This window comes from Pseudomonas sp. KH_046_1 (assembly GCF_057839025.1).
Window position 1 is genome coordinate 4,425,094 of the sequence record NZ_CM174481.1, and the last position, 16,992, is coordinate 4,442,085.

The following is a 16,992-nucleotide window of genomic DNA, read 5'->3' on the forward strand; positions in this document are numbered from 1 at the left end:
GCTCGCGAAGGCGGCCTGTCAGTCGCCGCAGAACTCAGCTCGCCGTCGCCAACAACAAATCCACCACCGACCGCCCATGCCCGCGATGCTTACCGTGCTCATACAAAGAGCCGGCAATCTCATCGGCACGAATCGGCAGGATCGACAGCAAGGTGTCGCTCAGCCCATGGCTGGCCTGGCAAAAGCCCTGCATGTAGAGGCCGGCCTTGCAGCGTTCATCGGTGATCAGTTTATAGTTGCGATCGACCTCGAAATCGCCCAGGTACTCTTCCAGCGGTGCCAGCAGCTTGCGGTGCATCTGCCGCTCGTAGCCGGTGGCCAGCACCACGGCGTCGTAGTGACGCACCGAGATTTCGCCGGTGGCATTGTTGCGCAACACCAGTTCGATACCCCGTTCGTTGGCCGTGGCTTTTTCGATTGTGGTCAGGGTGTGGAACGCATGACGGGCGATACCCGAGACTTTCTGCCGGTAGAAGATGCCGTAGATGCGCTCGATCAAATCGATGTCCACCACCGAATAGTTGGTGTTGTGGTACTCGTTCACCAGTCGCTCGCGCTCGCTGTCGGGCTGCTGGAACACCAGGTCGGTGAACTCCGGCGAGAACACTTCGTTGACGAAGGGGCTGTCGTCGGCCGGCTTGAGTGCCGAGCCGCGCAGGATCATGTCCACCTGCACCGACGGGAAGCTGTCGTTCAAATCGATGAAGGCTTCGGCTGCGCTCTGCCCGCCACCGATGATCGCAATGCTCATCGGCCGGTTGTCCACGCACGGCTGCTTGGCCATCTGCGCCAGGTACTGGGAGTGATGGAACACCCGGCCGTCATCCTTGAGCGCCTTGAACTCTTCGGGAATGCGTGGCGTGCCACCGGCGCTGACCACCACCGAACGGGTGGTGCGCACATGTTGATGCCCGGTCGAATCGCGGGAAATCACCCGCAACGCCTCGACCTGATGGTTGTGCAGCACCGGCTCGATGGTCAGCACTTCTTCGCCGTAGCGGCTTTGCGCGGTGAACTGCCCGGCGACCCAGCGCAGGTAGTCGTTGTACTCCATGCGGCACGGATAGAAGGTGCCCAGGTTGATGAAGTCCACCAGGCGCCCGTGGGCCTTGAGGTAATTGACGAACGAGTAAGGGCTGGTCGGATTGCGCAGAGTCACCAGGTCCTTGAGAAAGGAAATCTGCAACTCGCTCTGGGTCACCAGGGTGTTGCCGTGCCAGCGGTAGTCGGCCTGCTTGTCGAGAAACAGCACATCCAGGTTGCCCTGGCTCGCCCCGCGCTCTTGCAGCGCGATGGCCAGTGCCAGGTTCGACGGGCCGAAACCGACGCCGATCAGGTCGTGAACGAGGGGCGAAGCAATTGCCTGTGTCATTTCCAGTGTCCTCTGGATGTTCCCCTCAAAGGCGGGGCATTGAACCTAAGTGACCTGACCCGCCAAGGGCCGCACAACAGGTCGTCTGTTGAGTAGGAACGAGGACCGTGAAAAAAAATTTAACCGCGCAGGATCACTGGGCGTCCCACTGTCGCATGCGTATACGGCAATGCTTCATGGCATTGACTATGTGCTTCTCGACCATTGCCCGGGAAATGCCCAGTTGCTCGGCAATCTGCGGATGGGACAGGCCTTCGATCTTGCGCAGCAGAAAACTCTCGCGGCACAGCCTCGGCAACTCCGCCAAGGCCCGCTGGAGCATGTCCAGGCGCTGGCCATGATCAAGCACGTTTTGCGGCGAAGGAGTGAAATAGCGCTCCTCATTATCGAGTACGTCCAGAGGTTCGGCCTGTCGCAGGGTGTTGCGTCGATGGTCGTCGATAACCAGGTTGAGGGCGGTGCGATAAAGGAATGCCCGGGGCTGCTCGATCGGCGTATCACTGGAGCGCTCCAGGACCCGCAGATAAGCGTCATGCACCACATCTTCGGCCACCTGACGGTTGCCCAGCCTGGCGTTCAGGAAACACACCAGTTCGCGATAGTAGTTTTCCAACATGACTCCCGTCCGCACGGGGGTGCGGTTTCTGTCCTTGAGCCGGTTCGGCGACCGCTGAATCACACAGTGGCACGATAGTGGCAGTTCGAGACGCGTAATTTATAGTAATTCTCATATAGATTTAAAGTACTGCTTCAACTTGCCCGATAAATTGTCTCGATCCCTGTAGGAGCGAGCCTGCTCGCGATGGTCGTGAACGATGATGCGCACTTTCTGATTTAACGCGTCGTCCTCGCGGCCATCGCGAGCAGGCTCGCTCCTACAGGGGTTTGTGTTGTCGGCTAAATTCTCTGCTCCGTTCAACGTCTACAGGACAGCTTCCCGTCTCTGCGCCGCTCAACGACGGGCCGATATCCTTTGGCCGGAACCCCGAATGAAACGCTCCCGACAGACCCGACGCGCCCTGCTTGCAGCACTTTGTCTGATCCCCGTGGTTGCCGTTGCCGCCTGGCAGTTCATCCCGCCGGGCCGCGACGGGTTCGCCACCGTCCAGGTCAGCCGCGCCGACATTGAAAGCAGCGTCACGGCCTTGGGCACCCTGCAACCGCGGCGCTATGTCGACGTCGGCGCCCAGGCGTCCGGGCAGATCCACAAGATCCACGTGGAGGTCGGCGATGTGGTCAAGGAAGGCCAGTTGCTGGTGGAAATCGACCCGTCCACGCAACAGGCCAAACTCGATGCCGGGCGTTTCTCCGTCGAAAATCTCAAGGCGCAGCTGCAGGAACAGCGGGCGCAGCACGACCTGGCCCGGCAGAAATACCAGCGTCAACAGAACCTTGCCGCCGGCGGCGCCACCCGTGAAGAAGACGTGCAGACCGCCCAGGCCGAACTGCGCGCCACCCAGGCACGGGTCGACATGTTCCAGGCGCAGATCCGCCAGGCCGAAGCCAGCCTGCGCAGCGACCAGGCGGAGCTCGGCTACACGCGGATTTATGCGCCGATGGCCGGCACCGTGGTCGCGCTGGATGCTCGCGAAGGCCAGACCCTCAATGCCCAGCAGCAAACGCCGCTGATCCTGCGCATCGCCAAGCTGTCGCCGATGACCGTGTGGGCCGAGGTCTCGGAGGCCGACATCGGCCACGTCAAACCCGGCATGCACGCCTGGTTCACCACCCTGAGCGGTGGCAGCCGGCGCTGGACCAGCACCGTGCGGCAAATCCTCCCCGTCCCGCCCAAGCCACTGGACCAGACCAGCCAGGGCGGCGGCAGCCCCGCCAGCGCCAGCAAAAGCGGGAGTGCCCGCGTGGTGCTGTACACCGTGTTGCTGGACGTCGACAACGCCGACAACGCCTTGATGGCGGAAATGACCACCCAGGTATTTTTCGTCGCCAATCAGGCGCAGAACGTACTCACCGCACCCATCGCCGCCCTGCAGGCCGGCACGCAGACAGACCGGCAGACCGCGCAAGTGGTCGCCAGCAATGGCAGCATCGAGCAGCGCAATGTGCGCACCGGCATCAGCGACCGCCTGCGGGTGCAGATCCTCGACGGCCTGCAAGAAGGCGATCACCTGCTGATCGGCCCGGTCGACGGGAGTGGCGGCTGAATGCACACGCCCCTGATCGACCTTTCGGACATCCGCAAAGCCTACGGCGGTGGCGACGCGCCTGAAGTCCACGTGCTGCGTGGCATCGACCTGTCGATCCATGCAGGGGAGTTCGTGGCGATCGTCGGCGCTTCCGGCTCCGGCAAATCGACGCTGATGAACATCCTCGGCTGCCTCGACCGCCCGACCTCGGGCGAATACCGCTTCGCCGGGGAAAACGTCGCGGCGCTGGACAGTGACGAACTGGCCTGGCTGCGGCGTGAAGCCTTCGGGTTTGTGTTCCAGGGCTACCACCTGATTCCATCCGGTTCGGCCCAGGAAAACGTCGAGATGCCGGCGATCTACGCAGGCTTACCCGCCGCCGAACGCCACGCCCGCGCCGCCGCCCTGCTCGACCGCCTCGGCCTGGCTTCGCGCACCGGCAACCGCCCCCATCAACTCTCCGGCGGGCAGCAGCAACGGGTGTCGATTGCCCGCGCCCTGATGAACGGCGGCCACATCATCCTTGCCGACGAACCCACCGGCGCCCTCGACAGCCACAGCGGCGCCGAGGTCATGACCCTGCTCGACGAACTGGCGAGCCAGGGCCACGTGGTGATCCTCATCACCCACGACCGCGAAGTGGCGGCCAGGGCCAAACGCATCATCGAAATTCGCGACGGCGAGATCATCAGCGACAGCGCCCGGGACAATCCCGCCGCGCAAAACCCGGCCAATCCCGGCGCCCTGCAAGCCGTCGACTTGCGCAGGCGCCTGAGCGAAGGCGCCGAAGCCACCGGTGCCTGGAAAGGCGAACTGGTCGATGCCGTGCACGCGGCGTGGCGAGTGATGTGGATCAACAAGTTCCGCACCGCACTGACCCTGCTCGGGATCATCATAGGCGTGGCCTCGGTGGTGGTGATGCTGGCGGTGGGCGAAGGCAGCAAGCGCCAGGTGATGGCGCAAATGGGTGCGTTCGGTTCCAACATCATCTACCTCAGCGGCTCGGCGCCCAACCCGCGCACACCCATGGGCATCGTCACCCTCGATGAGGTCGCCGCGATTGCCAGCTTGCCCCAGGTGATGCGGATCATGCCGGTCAACGGCCAGGAGGCCGGGGTGCGCTTTGGCAACCTCGATCACTTGAGCTACGTCGGTGGCAACGACACCAACTTCCCGGCCATTTTCAATTGGCCGGTGGTCGAAGGCAGCTACTTCACCCACGCCGATGAACAGAACGCCGCGGCGGTCGCGGTGATCGGGCACAAGGTGCGGACCAAACTGCTCAAGGACGTGGCCAACCCGATCGGCCAGTACATCCTGATCGAAAACGTACCCTTCCAGGTGGTCGGCGTGCTCGCGGAAAAAGGCGCCAGCTCCGGCGACTCCGACAGCGACGACCGCATCGCCATCCCCTACTCCGCCGCCAGCGTTCGGCTGTTCGGCACCCACAATCCCGAGTACATCGCCATCGCCGCCGCCGATGCGCGCAAGGTCAAGGAAACCGAAAAAGCCATCGAGCAACTGATGCTGCGCCTGCACGACGGCAAGCACGATTTCGAACTGACCAACAACGCGGCGATGATCCAGGCCGAGGCGCGCACGCAAAACACCCTGTCGCTGATGCTCGGCTCGATTGCGGCGATTTCGCTGCTGGTGGGCGGGATCGGCGTGATGAACATCATGCTCATGACCGTGCGCGAGCGGACTCGCGAGATCGGTATCCGCATGGCCACCGGTGCCCGCCAGCGCGACATCCTGCGCCAGTTCCTCACCGAAGCGGTGATGCTCTCGGTGGTGGGCGGCCTCACCGGGATCGCCCTGGCACTGATCGTCGGTGGCGTGCTGATTTTCAGCGAAGTCGCTGTCGCGTTCTCCCTGATAGCGGTGCTGGGCGCCTTCGGCTGCGCCCTGGTCACCGGTGTCGTTTTCGGCTACATGCCGGCCCGCAAGGCTGCCCGACTCGACCCGGTCACAGCCCTTACCAGTGAATGATCGATTGATGAAGCCGCCACTCAGTGTGTTAACCCTGTGCCTGTTGCTCAGTGCCTGCGGCGCCCCGGCCCAGCGCCCCGACAGCGGCATCCAGCCGCCGGCCGCCTGGCAATCGCCGCACACCGCCGGCGCTGTCTATGACAACCAGCAATGGTGGAATCGCTTCGGCAGCCCGCAACTGGGGCGCCTGATCGAACAGGCGCGACTGGGCAGCTACGACCTGGCCGCAGCCATCGCCAGAGTGCGCCAGGCCCAGGCCGACACGGTGATTGCCGGCGGCTCGCAACTGCCCGAGGTCAAGGCCGGGGTCAACGCCAATCGCCAGAAACTGCTGCGGGGCAGCGGCTACAGTCAGCTCGATGCCGACAGCGATAACGACGCCGTCGACTACTTCACGGCGAACCTGGTTGCCAGCTACGAAATCGATTTCTGGGGTGGCCAACGGGCCAGCCGCGACAGCGCACAATTCAGTCTTCAAGCCAGCGAGTTCGATCAGGCCACGGTGGAATTGACGTTGCTCAGCGGTGTGGCCAACGGCTACGCGCAAGCCTTGTCGTTGCAGGAGCAGAGCCGCATCGCCGAATTGAATCTGGCCAATGCCCAAAGCGTGTTGAAACTGGTGCAGACCCGTTTCGATTCGGGTTCGGCCACGGCCCTGGAACTGGCACAGCAAAAAAGCCTGGTGGCGGCGCAGCAACGCCAGCTGCCGCTGGTGCAGCAACAGGCCGAGGATGCACGGATCAGCCTCGCCGCCCTGCTCGGCCGCCCGGTCCAGGCGCTGTCGTTGGGTCAGGAACGCTTCGATCAACTGACCTGGCCTGCGATTGACGCCGGGGTACCCAGCCAGTTGCTCAGCCGCCGCCCGGACATTGCCCGGGCCGAGGCGCAACTGGCAGCGGCCCAGGCCGACGTCACCGTCGCCCGGGCCGCGATGCTGCCGACCGTGACCCTCACCGCCGAAATCGGCTCCGGCGCCGACCGGGCCGACGATATCCTGCGCAGCCCCTTCTACAACCTCACCGCCGGGCTGCTCGCGCCGGTGTTCAACAACGGCCGCCTCGGCGCCCAGCGCGACAAGGCCACGGCGCGTCAGGAAGAACTGCTGGAGACCTATCGCGGGGCGATCATCAACGGCTTCGCCGACGTCGAAAAAGCCCTCAACAGCATTCGCGGGCTGGATGAACAGCGCGGGTGGCAGAGTGAAGAACTGAGCCAGGCGCAGACCGCCTTCAACATCGCGCAAAGCCGCTACCAGGCCGGGGCCGAGGATTTGCTGACGGTGCTGGAAACCCAGCGCACGCTGTATGCGGCGCAGGATTTGAACGTGCAGCTGCGGTTGTCGCGGATGCAGGCCAGTATTGCGCTGTACAAGGCGCTTGGGGGTGGGTGGCAGGTCTTATAGTTGCGGAGCCTGTCAGGACGCCTTCGCGGGCAAGCCCGCTCCCACAGTGGTTTTTGTTGTTCGCAGATTTCGCGTACACCCACTGAACCTGTGGGAGCGGGCTTGCTCGCGAAGAGGCCGGCACATCCAACATCAATATTGCCTGACAGTCAGCCATCGCGGGCAAGCCCGCTCCCACAGTGGTTTTTGTTGTTCGCAGATTTCGCGTACACCCACTAACCCTGTGGGAGCGAGCTTGCTCGCGATTGAACGATAACGCGGTATCAAGCCTGGCTCTGCTTAGCCTTCAGATTGCGCGCATACCACGGCCGCTGCGGCACTTTGCGGAACAGCCCCGCCAGTTTTTTCTCGTCCTCGCCAAAGGTAATGCGCAGCGCCAGCTTCATGGTTTCCGGGTCCATCTCCACTGACTTGCCCGCCTGCAACCCCGGCGTGGTGCTGCAGCCGTGGGTGGTCGGGCCGAGCCAGGGGTCATCGATCTCGACCCAGCGTCCCGGCGCGAACCATTGCACGTCGTTGACCTGCAGCCGACTGACCTGCCCCGGATGAAAACGCTCGTGGGCGCAGAACCAGTCTTCCAGGCGATCATCGATCCAGCCGTGGAAATGCCAGAACACCGGGCTCACATGGGAAGAAAACGGGTCGCCGAGAAAATCGTTTTCCGCTGCAAACCAGCGTGCGGAAAAGTCCGCCGGATCCCGGGCGAACGGCACCGGCTGACCGTTGGACGGATCTCGCGGCACCGACGCCCAGCGCATGTGCAGCCAGTCGTGCAGGCCCAGCTCGACCTCCGAGCCGAACTGGCCGAGGGTCAGCGTCGACAGGTAACGCGGGTCGCGGTAGCGGGATTCCCAGACCTGGAAATTGCTGTGGTACGTCTCGCCGGTCTTGATGTCACTGACCCATTGCGTGTACTCGTCATCGCCCTCGGCCAGCCAGGTCGGCGGCAGCGCAGTGCCGTCGTGATTGTCGAAGTAACGCGCAAAGCCGAGCCGGTCCCGCGCCAGCTCCGGTTGCGGCAACGGGAAGTGCGTCCAGGACGGCAGGTCCTGCATCGAGCGCGCGGTGCCGAGCATGTGCCGGTGCATGAAGAAAAAGTCCACGCCCGAGCCGTTGCGATCCTTGCGCTCGCCACGGGCATCGCGCTCCTGATCCCGAGGGCCAGGCTGCCAGCCGAGCCCGCGCAAGGCGCCGCGCTGGTCTTCGGACAGCTTGTGCCACTTGTCCCGTGAGGCATGCCAGAGCTGGTGGAACAATCGGTGCTCCGGTGATACCAGCCAGGCGAGCAGGGTCGGATTGAGGCCGGCGCGCTCGCGGGCTTCAGGGAATACCCGTTTGACGGCAATGAATCGATTGTCCTGGGCCGTCAGCATCAGTGGCCGATTCAGATCCAGCACCCGCCCACTGAGGCTGCCACTGCCGGCGTTACCGAATCCTGCCCAGACCTCGTCCAGGGTCATGTCGAATTCGTAATCGCAACAGCCGCTGGCGCCCAGCAGTCGCCAACCCAGCTGCTTCGGGTTGACCCCGGACAGATCGCCGAGCACCCGGTAACGGGGCTCTTCGGTGGAGCGCAAGCGCTCGGCGGTGTCGAGATAACCACTGAAGCCGCGCCCCTTGTGGCCGATGTCGAGGAACACCTCCAGGCCTTCGAGCGGCAAGCCTTCGATGCCGGCGTCACGACCTTCGAAACGAATCTGCCAGACCCCGCGCAAGGTATCCGCCAAGCGTTGGCCGGCAACATCCGCCACCTCGAACGAGGCTTCGCCGGGGGTGATCGTCGGGTCCGGCCTGGTCAGTTCGCGATGCCCGTAATACACCGCAGGCACGGCGGCACCGGTCAGCGCCAGACCCGCGAGGAACCATCGTCGAGAAATCGTCATTGCCCTACCTGTGTCAGCCATGGAGCAGGCTTTATCCAAGCTAGAACGTTTGTTGCCCGAACAAATTTAAAAAGCATCGCGAGCAGGGCTCACTCCTACAGGAGACCGCATTCCCATGTAGGAGCGAGCCCTGCTCGCGATGAGGCCATCAGCCGCGCTAAATTTTCCGGCCAGCCACTCGTTCCCCCCAGATAGCAAAGGCCCCCGCGCCTGATCCTCGACGGCGAACCTGACTGAGACGGCAATGACAAAACCACGTTCGAAAAAGGCTCTTTTCATCGGCCTGCCGCTGGCCCTGGCGATCAGCGCGGGGGCAGGCTTCGCGGTCTGGGACTATTGGTTCAGGGACAACCCCGGCTACCCGGTCAAGGTGATGAAACAGGCCGATCAGTTGCAGGAACGCATCCTCTCGTTCGACAGCCACATCACCGTGCCCATGGACTTCGGCACCGCCGGTAACGAAGTCGACAAGGACGGCGAAGGCCAGTTCGACCTGGTCAAGACCGGGCGCGGGCGCCTGTCCGGGGCGGCGCTGACGATTTTCGGCTGGCCGGAAATCTGGAACGGCCCCAACGCGCCCCATCGCCCTACCGCCGGCTTCGTCGACGAGGCCCGCCATGAGCAGGAAACCCGCTACAAGATCATCAGCGCCATGGTCCGCGACTTCCCCAATCAAGTGGCCATCGCCTACACCCCCGACGACTTCCGCCGCCTGCACGGCGAAGGCAAGTTCGCGGTGTTCATCAGCATGCTCAACGCCTACCCGCTGGGCAATGACCTCAACGCCCTGGACAAGTGGGCAGCGCGCGGCATGCGCATGTTCGGCTTCAGCTACGTGGGCAACAACGCCTGGGCCGACTCGTCGCGGCCGCTGCCGTTCTTCAACGATTCGCGGGATGCCCTGGGCGGGCTGTCGGACATCGGCAAGCAAGCGGTGCATCGCCTCAACGACCTGGGCGTGATCATCGATGTGTCGCAGATGTCGACCAAGGCCCTGGAGCAGGTCGCGCAACTGAGCCGCGCGCCGATGGTCGCCTCCCACTCGGCACCGCGCGCCCTGGTGGACATCCCGCGCAACCTCAGCGACACGGAAATGCAACTGATCAAGCACAGCGGCGGCGTGGTGCAGATCGTCGGCTTCCCGACCTACATCCGCCCGCTCAGCCAGGCCACCCAGGACAAGCTCAACGCCCTGCGCGCCCGCTTCGACCTGCAACCGCTGCAAGGCCTGGAGATGGCCCTGATGCCCGGCGACCCGGTGATCACCGTCTGGCCCGAACAGCGCTTCGGCGAGTACGCCAGCCAGCTCTATTCGATCCTCGACGAAGAACCCAAGGCCACCCTCAAGGATTACGGCGATGCAATCGACTACACAGTGAAAAAAATCGGAATCGACCACGTCGGCATCAGTTCCGACTTCAACGACGGCGGCGGCCTGGACGGCTGGAAAGACGTCAGCGAGGCCCGCAACGTGACCGCCGAACTGATCAGCCGCGGCTACAGCGACGCCGACATCGCCAAGCTCTGGGGCGGCAACTTCCTGCGGGTCTGGGACCAGGTGCAGAAGTCCTCCCGGCCTGTCGTTCAAAACTGATTTCTCCTTTGCCAAAGCGAACCGAATCCATGACCAACCGTCGTTCATTCCTCAAGCAGGCCGGCATCCTCGCGGCCGGCATCCCCTTGGCCTCCGCCGTGAGCCTGCCGACACGGGCCGCCAGCCCCGCGCCACTGCCCAAGGACAAATGGGACCAATTGCGCCAGCTCTTCACCCAGGACCCGAACTACCTGCACTTCGCCAACTTCCTGGTGACCTCGCACCCGCTGCCTGTACGTGAAGCCATCGAGATGCACCGCGCCAATCTCGATCGCAACCCGGGCCTGGCCATGGACTGGCATCGCGGCGAAACCGAACGCCGCGAAGAAGAGGTGCGGGTGTGGGCCGGCCGTTACCTGAAGGCCAAGCCGTCGCAGATCGCCCTGACCGGCAGCACCACCGAAGGCCTGGCGATGATCTACGCCGGCATCCACGTGCGCCCGGACCAGGAGATCCTCACCAGCGAACACGAGCACTACGCCGCCAACAGCGTGTTCGAATACCGCACCCAGAAGGACGGCACCCAGGTTCGCAAGATCAAATTGTTCGAAGACCCGCACAAGGTCTCGACCGCCGAAGTGCTGGCCGCGATTGAACACAACATCCGCCCCGAAACCCGCGTGCTGGGCATGACCTGGGTGCATTCCGGCAGCGGCGTGAAACTGCCCATCGGCGAGATCGGCAAACTGGTGGAAGAAAAAAACCGTGGCCGCGCCGACAAGGACCGCATCCTCTACGTGATCGATGGCGTACACGGCTTCGGCGTGGAAAACGTCGACTTCCCGGACATGCACTGCGATTTCTTCATTGCCGGCACCCACAAATGGATGTTCGGTCCGCGGGGCACCGGGATCATCTGTGCCCGTTCCGACGAACTCAAGGACGTGACCCCGACCATCCCGACCTTCTCCGAAGCGACCCAGTTCTCCACGGTGATGACCTACGGCGGCTACCACTCGTTCGAACACCGCTGGGCGCTGACCGAAGCCTTCAAATTGCATCTGGAGCTGGGCAAGGCCGAGGTCGCGACACGCATCCACGACATCAACAGCTACCTGAAAAAACGCTTGCAGGCACACCCGTCGGTGGAACTGGTCACACCGTTGTCGCCGGAGTATTCCGCCGGATTCACCTTCTTCCGCATCAAGAACCGAGACTGCGAGGAAGTCGCCAATTACCTGATGGACCAGCGTGTGGTGTGCGATGCCGTGGACCGTGATGTCGGGCCGATCATTCGAGTGTCGCCGGGGCTGCTCAATACTGAAGCGCATATCGACCGCCTGATGGAACTGCTGGCCAAACAGGTCTGACTGAGCGAGAGACATTATGAAAAGCACCCTGAAAAAACTCGGCGCCCTGACGCTGTTGGCCGTGCTCGGCAGCGCCTTGCCCTCCCTCGCCCAGGCCTACACCGCGCCATTGCCCGGCAAGGTCTTCAAGGATTGCCGTAACTGCCCGGAAATGGTCGTGTTGCCCGCCGGCACCTTCACCATGGGCACCCCGGACGACGAGGTCGGCCGCGAGCCTGATGAAGGCCCGATGCATGAGGTGACATTCGACAAACCCTTCGCCATGAGCCGCTACCAGATCACTGCCGGCGAATGGGACCAGTACCTCAAGGAAACCGGAATCACCCTGCCCGATGGCGACACCCGCCCCGGCCGGGCATGCACCAATGGCAAACCGAGTTACCCCCAGGACCCGCGTCAGCCGGCGGTGTGCATGAACTTCGCCGAAGTCAGCGCCTACGTCGCCTGGCTGTCGATGAAAACCGGCAAGCATTACCACATCGTCAGCGAGGCCCAGCGCGAGTACGCAGCCCGCGCAGGGTCAACGGGAGCGTTCCCCTTCCCGTTCGACCCCGGCACCGAATACAGCATCGCCACCCACGCCAACACCTACGGCCCCACCGATGGCTACAGTTACTCCTCACCGGTCGGCAGCTATCCGGCGAATGCCTTCGGCATGTACGACATGCATGGCAACGTCTACGAGTGGATCGCCGACTGCTACCACCCGGACTACGTCGGCGCGCCCACCGACGGCAGCGCCTGGATCGAACCGAACTGCGACACCCTGCGCATTCGTGGCAACGACTGGGGCGAAGCGCCGGTGTTTTCCCGCTCGGGTAACCGCAATGACATCGACCCGCAAACCCGTGGCGACTGGATCGGTTTCCGTGTCGTGCGCACTCTCTAACCCCTCCCCCAACCCTTGTGGGAGCGGCGGTGCGGCGATCCGACTTGCTCGCGAAGGCGTCGTGTCAGCCAACATCAACTTTTCTGATCCACCGCTTTCGCGAGCAAGCCCGCTCCCACAGGTTTTGTGTCGCCCACCGTTTAAATAAAGCCCTCCATCAGACGTTCTACTGGGTATCTGCCTTTCGACCCAAGGAACTGCCTGCCATGACCCAGCCTACCCGAGGCGCCATCGGCGAATTACTGGCCCTGTTGAAACCGTTTCGACTGATCGTTGCCGCGTCCATTGTCCTGGGCATGGTGGGTGGCCTGAGCGTGACGGTGTTGCTGGCCACCATCAACAACGCGCTGCACTCGGCGGATGGCCTGACCCAAGGCGTGGTCGCGCTGTTCGGCGGTCTGTGCCTGCTGGCCCTGGGCAGCTCGATCTGCTCGGACATCGGCACCAACTACGTCGGCCAGCACATCATCGCCAGTCTGCGCAAAACGCTGGGGGAGAAAGTCCTTTCGGCGCCCATCGAGCAGATCGAGCGCTACCGCAGCCACCGCTTGATCCCGGTGCTGACCCACGACGTCGACACCATCAGCGACTTTGCCTTCGCCTTCGCGCCGCTGGCGATTTCCCTGACCGTGACCCTCGGCTGCATGGGTTACCTGGCGATGTTGTCGTGGCCGATGTTCCTGATGATGGTGCTGGCGATTGCCATCGGCACCGGCATCCAGTTCTACGCCCAGGGCAAGGGCATCCAGGGTTTCATGGCCGCCCGCGACGCCGAGGACGACTTGCAAAAGCACTACAACGCCATTGCCGGCGGCGCCAAGGAGTTGCGCATCCACCGCCCGCGCCGCCAGCGCATGTTCGAATCGGGCATCCAGGGCACCGCCGATTTCATCTGTAACACCCAGGTGCGCTCGATCAACACCTTCGTGATCGCCAAGACCCTGGGCTCGATGCTGTTCTTCGTGGTCATCGGCCTGGCGCTGGCCCTGCAATCGTTCTGGCCCAGTGCCGACCAGGCGGTGATGAGCGGCTTCGTGCTGGTGCTGCTGTACATGAAAGGCCCGATCGAGCATCTGGTCAGCACCTTGCCGATCGTCAGCCGGGCGCGCATTGCCTTCCGCCGCATCGCCGAACTGTCCAGCCAGTTTTCCTCCCCCGAGCCGCACCTGCTGCTCAACGACAATGGCACCCCGCCGATCGTGGTCAACCGCCTGCAACTGGACAACGTCAGCTACGCCTTCCCCGCCGCACCGGGCAGCGATGCCTTTCGCCTGGGCCCGGTGAACCTGACCATCGAGCAAGGCGACATCATTTTCATCGTCGGCGAAAACGGCTGCGGCAAGACCACCCTGATCAAATTGCTGCTGGGCCTCTACGCGCCGCAACAGGGTTCGATCCTGCTCAACGGCCAAGGCATCGATGCGCACAATCGCGACGACTACCGCCAATTGTTCACCACGATTTTTGCCGACTACTACCTGTTCGATGACGTGGTCCAGGGCGACCAGCACATCCCTGAAGATGCCAACAAATACCTGCAACGGCTGGAGATCGCGCACAAGGTCAGCGTCAGGGACGGCAGCTTCACCACCACCGACCTGTCCACCGGCCAGCGCAAGCGCCTGGCGCTGGTCAATGCCTGGCTGGAAGAGCGCCCGGTGCTGGTGTTCGACGAATGGGCCGCCGACCAGGACCCGACCTTCCGCCGCATCTTCTACACCGAGCTGCTGCCGGACCTCAAACGCCTGGGCAAAACCATCATCGTGATCTCCCACGACGACCGCTATTTCGACATGGCCGATCAACTGGTGCGCATGGAGTCGGGGCGGGTCGTTACCGAGCGCGCAACCGCCTGAGCGCCGTTGCCGCACGCAGATCATTGTTTTTTGAAGAATGTTTTCCGGTTTAGCCAAAGTGGTCCGTCTAATAATAATTATCATTAACTAAAACACTGCACACACCATTCTGGAGCGATTCGAGCAATGCAAAGCCTTACTCTGTCCCGCGCACCCTTGGCGTTAGCCATCGAACGGCAAAAGAAATTCCGAACGGTCGTGCCGGGCGCGCTGCTGACCCTGTTGCTGCTGGGTACGTCCCAGGTCGAGGCAGCCCCGGTGAACGTCAATGTACCGGCTCAGTCGCTGGCCAGCGCATTGCGCCAACTGGGCCAGCAGACCAACCTGCAGATTCTCTACAGCCAGGACATGGTCAACGGCATCAAGTCCACGGCGGTGTCCGGCAACATGGAACCGGAACAGGCACTGAAAACCTTGCTGCTGGGGAGCGGCATCAATTTTCAGTTGAATGGCAACACCGTGTCGCTGTTGCCAGCGGCCGGTGACTCCAGTGCATTGCAACTGGGTGCGACGTCCATCACCGGCGTGGCGCTGGGGCCGACCACCGAAGGCACGCACTCCTACACCAGCGATGAAGTGACCATCGGCAAAGGCAACATCAAGGTCAAGGACATCCCGCAGTCGGTGTCCGTCGTCACGCGCCAGCGCATGGACGACCAGAACCTGAACAGCCTGCAGGACGCCATGCGTCAGGTCACCGGCGTGACCATCAAGACCTACAACTCCGGCTCCAGCCTCAACGACGTCTACATGCGTGGCTTCCTCGTCGACCAGGTGCAGGTCGACGGCGTCTCGCAGCCCACCGGCCAGGGCGACATGGCCACCAGTTTCGACCTGGCGATGTATGACCGCATCGAAGTACTGCGCGGTCCGTCGGGCCTGTACCAGGGCGCTGGCGAACCCGGCGGTACGATCAACGTGGTGCGCAAGCGCGCCCTGAGCAAGTTCGCCCTCGGTGGCGAACTGGCCGCAGGCTCCTACGATCGCTACCGTTCTTCGGTGGACGTCACCGGCCCGTTGAACGACCAGGGCACTGTGCGCGGTCGTTTCATCACCGCCTACGAGAACAACCAGTCCTTCGTCGACTACGCGCAGAACGAACGCCCGATGGTCTACGGTCGCCTGGAGTTCGACCTCGACCCGGCCACCACCCTGTCGATCGGCGGCGCTTACCAGAAGAACAACTCCACCCCGGCCTTCGGTCTGCCGGCCTACGCCGACGGCTCATTGCTCGACGTACCGCGCTCGACCTTCGTCGATGCCAAGTGGAACACCCTCAACGAAAAAGTCTGGGAATCCTTCGCTGAACTCGACCACGAACTGGACAACGGCGGTCAGTTCAAGACCACCCTGACCTACCGCGACGCCGAAACCCCGGAGCGTAACTTCACCTGGGCCGACGGCGCGGTCGACCCGGCCACCGGTGACAGCTGGGCCGTGGCGTACGACTACTACACCCATATCAAGACCATCGGTGTCGATAGCTTCGTCACCACGCCGTTCGAGTTCGCCGATCGCCGACACGAGTTCACCGTGGGCGCCGAATACCAGCACCTGGACAAGGACTTCACCTACGGCGGCGGCGAGTACTTCCCGATCAACGTGTTCGATCCGGGCAGCATCGACATTCCCCGCAACGACTATGCGCACGTCAACGGCAACTGGTCCAAGTCCGATCAGTACGGCGTTTACACCCGCGCCAAGTTCAACGTCACCGACTGGCTCGATGTCATCGGCGGCAGCCGCGTAACCTGGTACGAAAGCGACGCGAAGAACGCCAACGCCTTCTTCAACAACTTCGGCGAAGCCCACACCAGCATCAACCGCAAGGTCGTGCCGTACGGCGCCATCATCGGCAAGATCACCCCTGAACTGTCGACCTACTTCAGCTACACCGGCGTGTTCAAACCGCAGAGTGAAATCGGCACGGACGGCCAGCCGGTCGGCCCGCGCGAAGGCAAGCAGTACGAGATCGGCCTCAAGCGCGAATTCTACGACGGACGCCTGAACGCCAGCGTTGCGGCCTTCCGCATCTACGATGAAAACCGCGCCGAGTACGACAACACCTCCGGTGCCTACATGACCGAAGGCAAGGCACGCAGCCAGGGTTGGGAAACCGAGTTGAGCGGCAACCTGACCGACAACTGGAGCATCGTCACCGGTTACGCCTACACCTCCACCAAGTTCCTGGACGGCGATCAGGCCAACAAAGGCAAGACCTTCAGCACCATCACGCCCAAGCACAACTACAACCTGTGGACCAAGTACGAGTTCACCGACGGTGCGCTCAAGGACTTCAGCGTCGCCGGTGGCGTGCGTGTGGTCAGCGACACCTACTACCAGCGTGACGTGAAGTTCCAGCAAGGCGGCTATGCCGTTACCTCGGCGCAGGTCGGCTACAAGTTCAACGAACACCTGTCGTCGACACTCACCGCCAACAACCTGTTCGACCGCAAGTACTACGACCGCGTCGATGCCTCCTGGGGCACCAACTTCTACGGCGACCCGCGCACCCTGACCCTGAGCCTGCGCGCGCAGTACTGATTGCCG

The 16,992-nt window shown here is 63.0% G+C and carries 11 protein-coding genes; 8 read left to right on the top strand and 3 right to left on the bottom strand.

Annotated features, from left to right (window positions below; translation table 11 throughout):
• Nucleotides 1–34: 34 nt before the first annotated feature.
• Together AC3IT9_RS20345 and AC3IT9_RS20350 are read right to left on the bottom strand one after the other, a co-directional pair.
• Nucleotides 35–1,372 (bottom strand): lysine N(6)-hydroxylase/L-ornithine N(5)-oxygenase family protein, encoded by a 1,338-nt coding sequence (locus AC3IT9_RS20345; protein WP_489270865.1) that lies wholly within the window; start codon nucleotides 1,370–1,372, stop codon nucleotides 35–37.
• A 133-nt stretch (nucleotides 1,373–1,505) separates the two neighbouring features.
• Entirely contained in the window at nucleotides 1,506–1,988 is a 483-nt protein-coding gene (locus AC3IT9_RS20350; RefSeq protein WP_150753194.1) for a sigma-70 family RNA polymerase sigma factor, read from the bottom strand.
• A 373-nt stretch (nucleotides 1,989–2,361) separates the two neighbouring features.
• Here AC3IT9_RS20350 and AC3IT9_RS20355 point away from each other — a divergent pair, with 373 nt between their 5' ends.
• From AC3IT9_RS20355 to AC3IT9_RS20365, 3 genes are read left to right on the top strand one after another with little or no spacing between them, the layout of a single operon-like run.
• Nucleotides 2,362–3,534: an efflux RND transporter periplasmic adaptor subunit gene (locus AC3IT9_RS20355; RefSeq protein WP_353741311.1), complete on the top strand. Its 1,173-nt coding sequence runs from the start codon at nucleotides 2,362–2,364 to the stop codon at nucleotides 3,532–3,534.
• A complete protein-coding gene (locus AC3IT9_RS20360) occupies nucleotides 3,535–5,508 on the top strand; it encodes a MacB family efflux pump subunit (RefSeq protein WP_489270866.1) in 1,974 nt (657 codons plus the stop codon).
• A gap of 7 nt (nucleotides 5,509–5,515) precedes the next feature.
• A complete protein-coding gene (locus AC3IT9_RS20365) occupies nucleotides 5,516–6,910 on the top strand; it encodes an efflux transporter outer membrane subunit (RefSeq protein WP_489270867.1) in 1,395 nt (464 codons plus the stop codon).
• A 263-nt stretch (nucleotides 6,911–7,173) separates the two neighbouring features.
• Here AC3IT9_RS20365 and pvdP read toward each other — a convergent pair whose 3' ends face one another.
• Nucleotides 7,174–8,793 (bottom strand): pyoverdine maturation tyrosinase PvdP, encoded by a 1,620-nt coding sequence (pvdP, locus tag AC3IT9_RS20370; protein WP_489270868.1) that lies wholly within the window; start codon nucleotides 8,791–8,793, stop codon nucleotides 7,174–7,176.
• Between the two features lie 244 nt (nucleotides 8,794–9,037).
• Between pvdP and pvdM the strand changes: the two genes are divergently transcribed.
• The 5 genes from pvdM (at nucleotide 9,038) to AC3IT9_RS20395 (ending at nucleotide 16,986) form a co-directional block, all read left to right on the top strand.
• Nucleotides 9,038–10,387 (top strand): pyoverdine-tailoring dipeptidase-like protein PvdM, encoded by a 1,350-nt coding sequence (gene pvdM, locus AC3IT9_RS20375; protein WP_489270869.1) that lies wholly within the window; start codon nucleotides 9,038–9,040, stop codon nucleotides 10,385–10,387.
• A 29-nt stretch (nucleotides 10,388–10,416) separates the two neighbouring features.
• A complete protein-coding gene (gene pvdN / locus AC3IT9_RS20380; protein WP_489270870.1) occupies nucleotides 10,417–11,697 on the top strand; it encodes a pyoverdine-tailoring periplasmic protein PvdN in 1,281 nt (426 codons plus the stop codon).
• Between the two features lie 16 nt (nucleotides 11,698–11,713).
• Nucleotides 11,714–12,586: a dihydropyoverdine dehydrogenase gene (pvdO, locus tag AC3IT9_RS20385; protein ID WP_489270871.1), complete on the top strand. Its 873-nt coding sequence runs from the start codon at nucleotides 11,714–11,716 to the stop codon at nucleotides 12,584–12,586.
• A 206-nt stretch (nucleotides 12,587–12,792) separates the two neighbouring features.
• Nucleotides 12,793–14,442, top strand: a complete 1,650-nt coding sequence (locus AC3IT9_RS20390) for a cyclic peptide export ABC transporter (RefSeq protein ID WP_489270872.1) — start codon at nucleotides 12,793–12,795, stop codon at nucleotides 14,440–14,442.
• 126 nt (nucleotides 14,443–14,568) lie between these two features.
• Complete coding sequence (locus AC3IT9_RS20395; protein ID WP_489270873.1) at nucleotides 14,569–16,986, top strand: TonB-dependent siderophore receptor; 2,418 nt, start codon at nucleotides 14,569–14,571, stop codon at nucleotides 16,984–16,986.
• Nucleotides 16,987–16,992 lie beyond the last annotated feature (6 nt).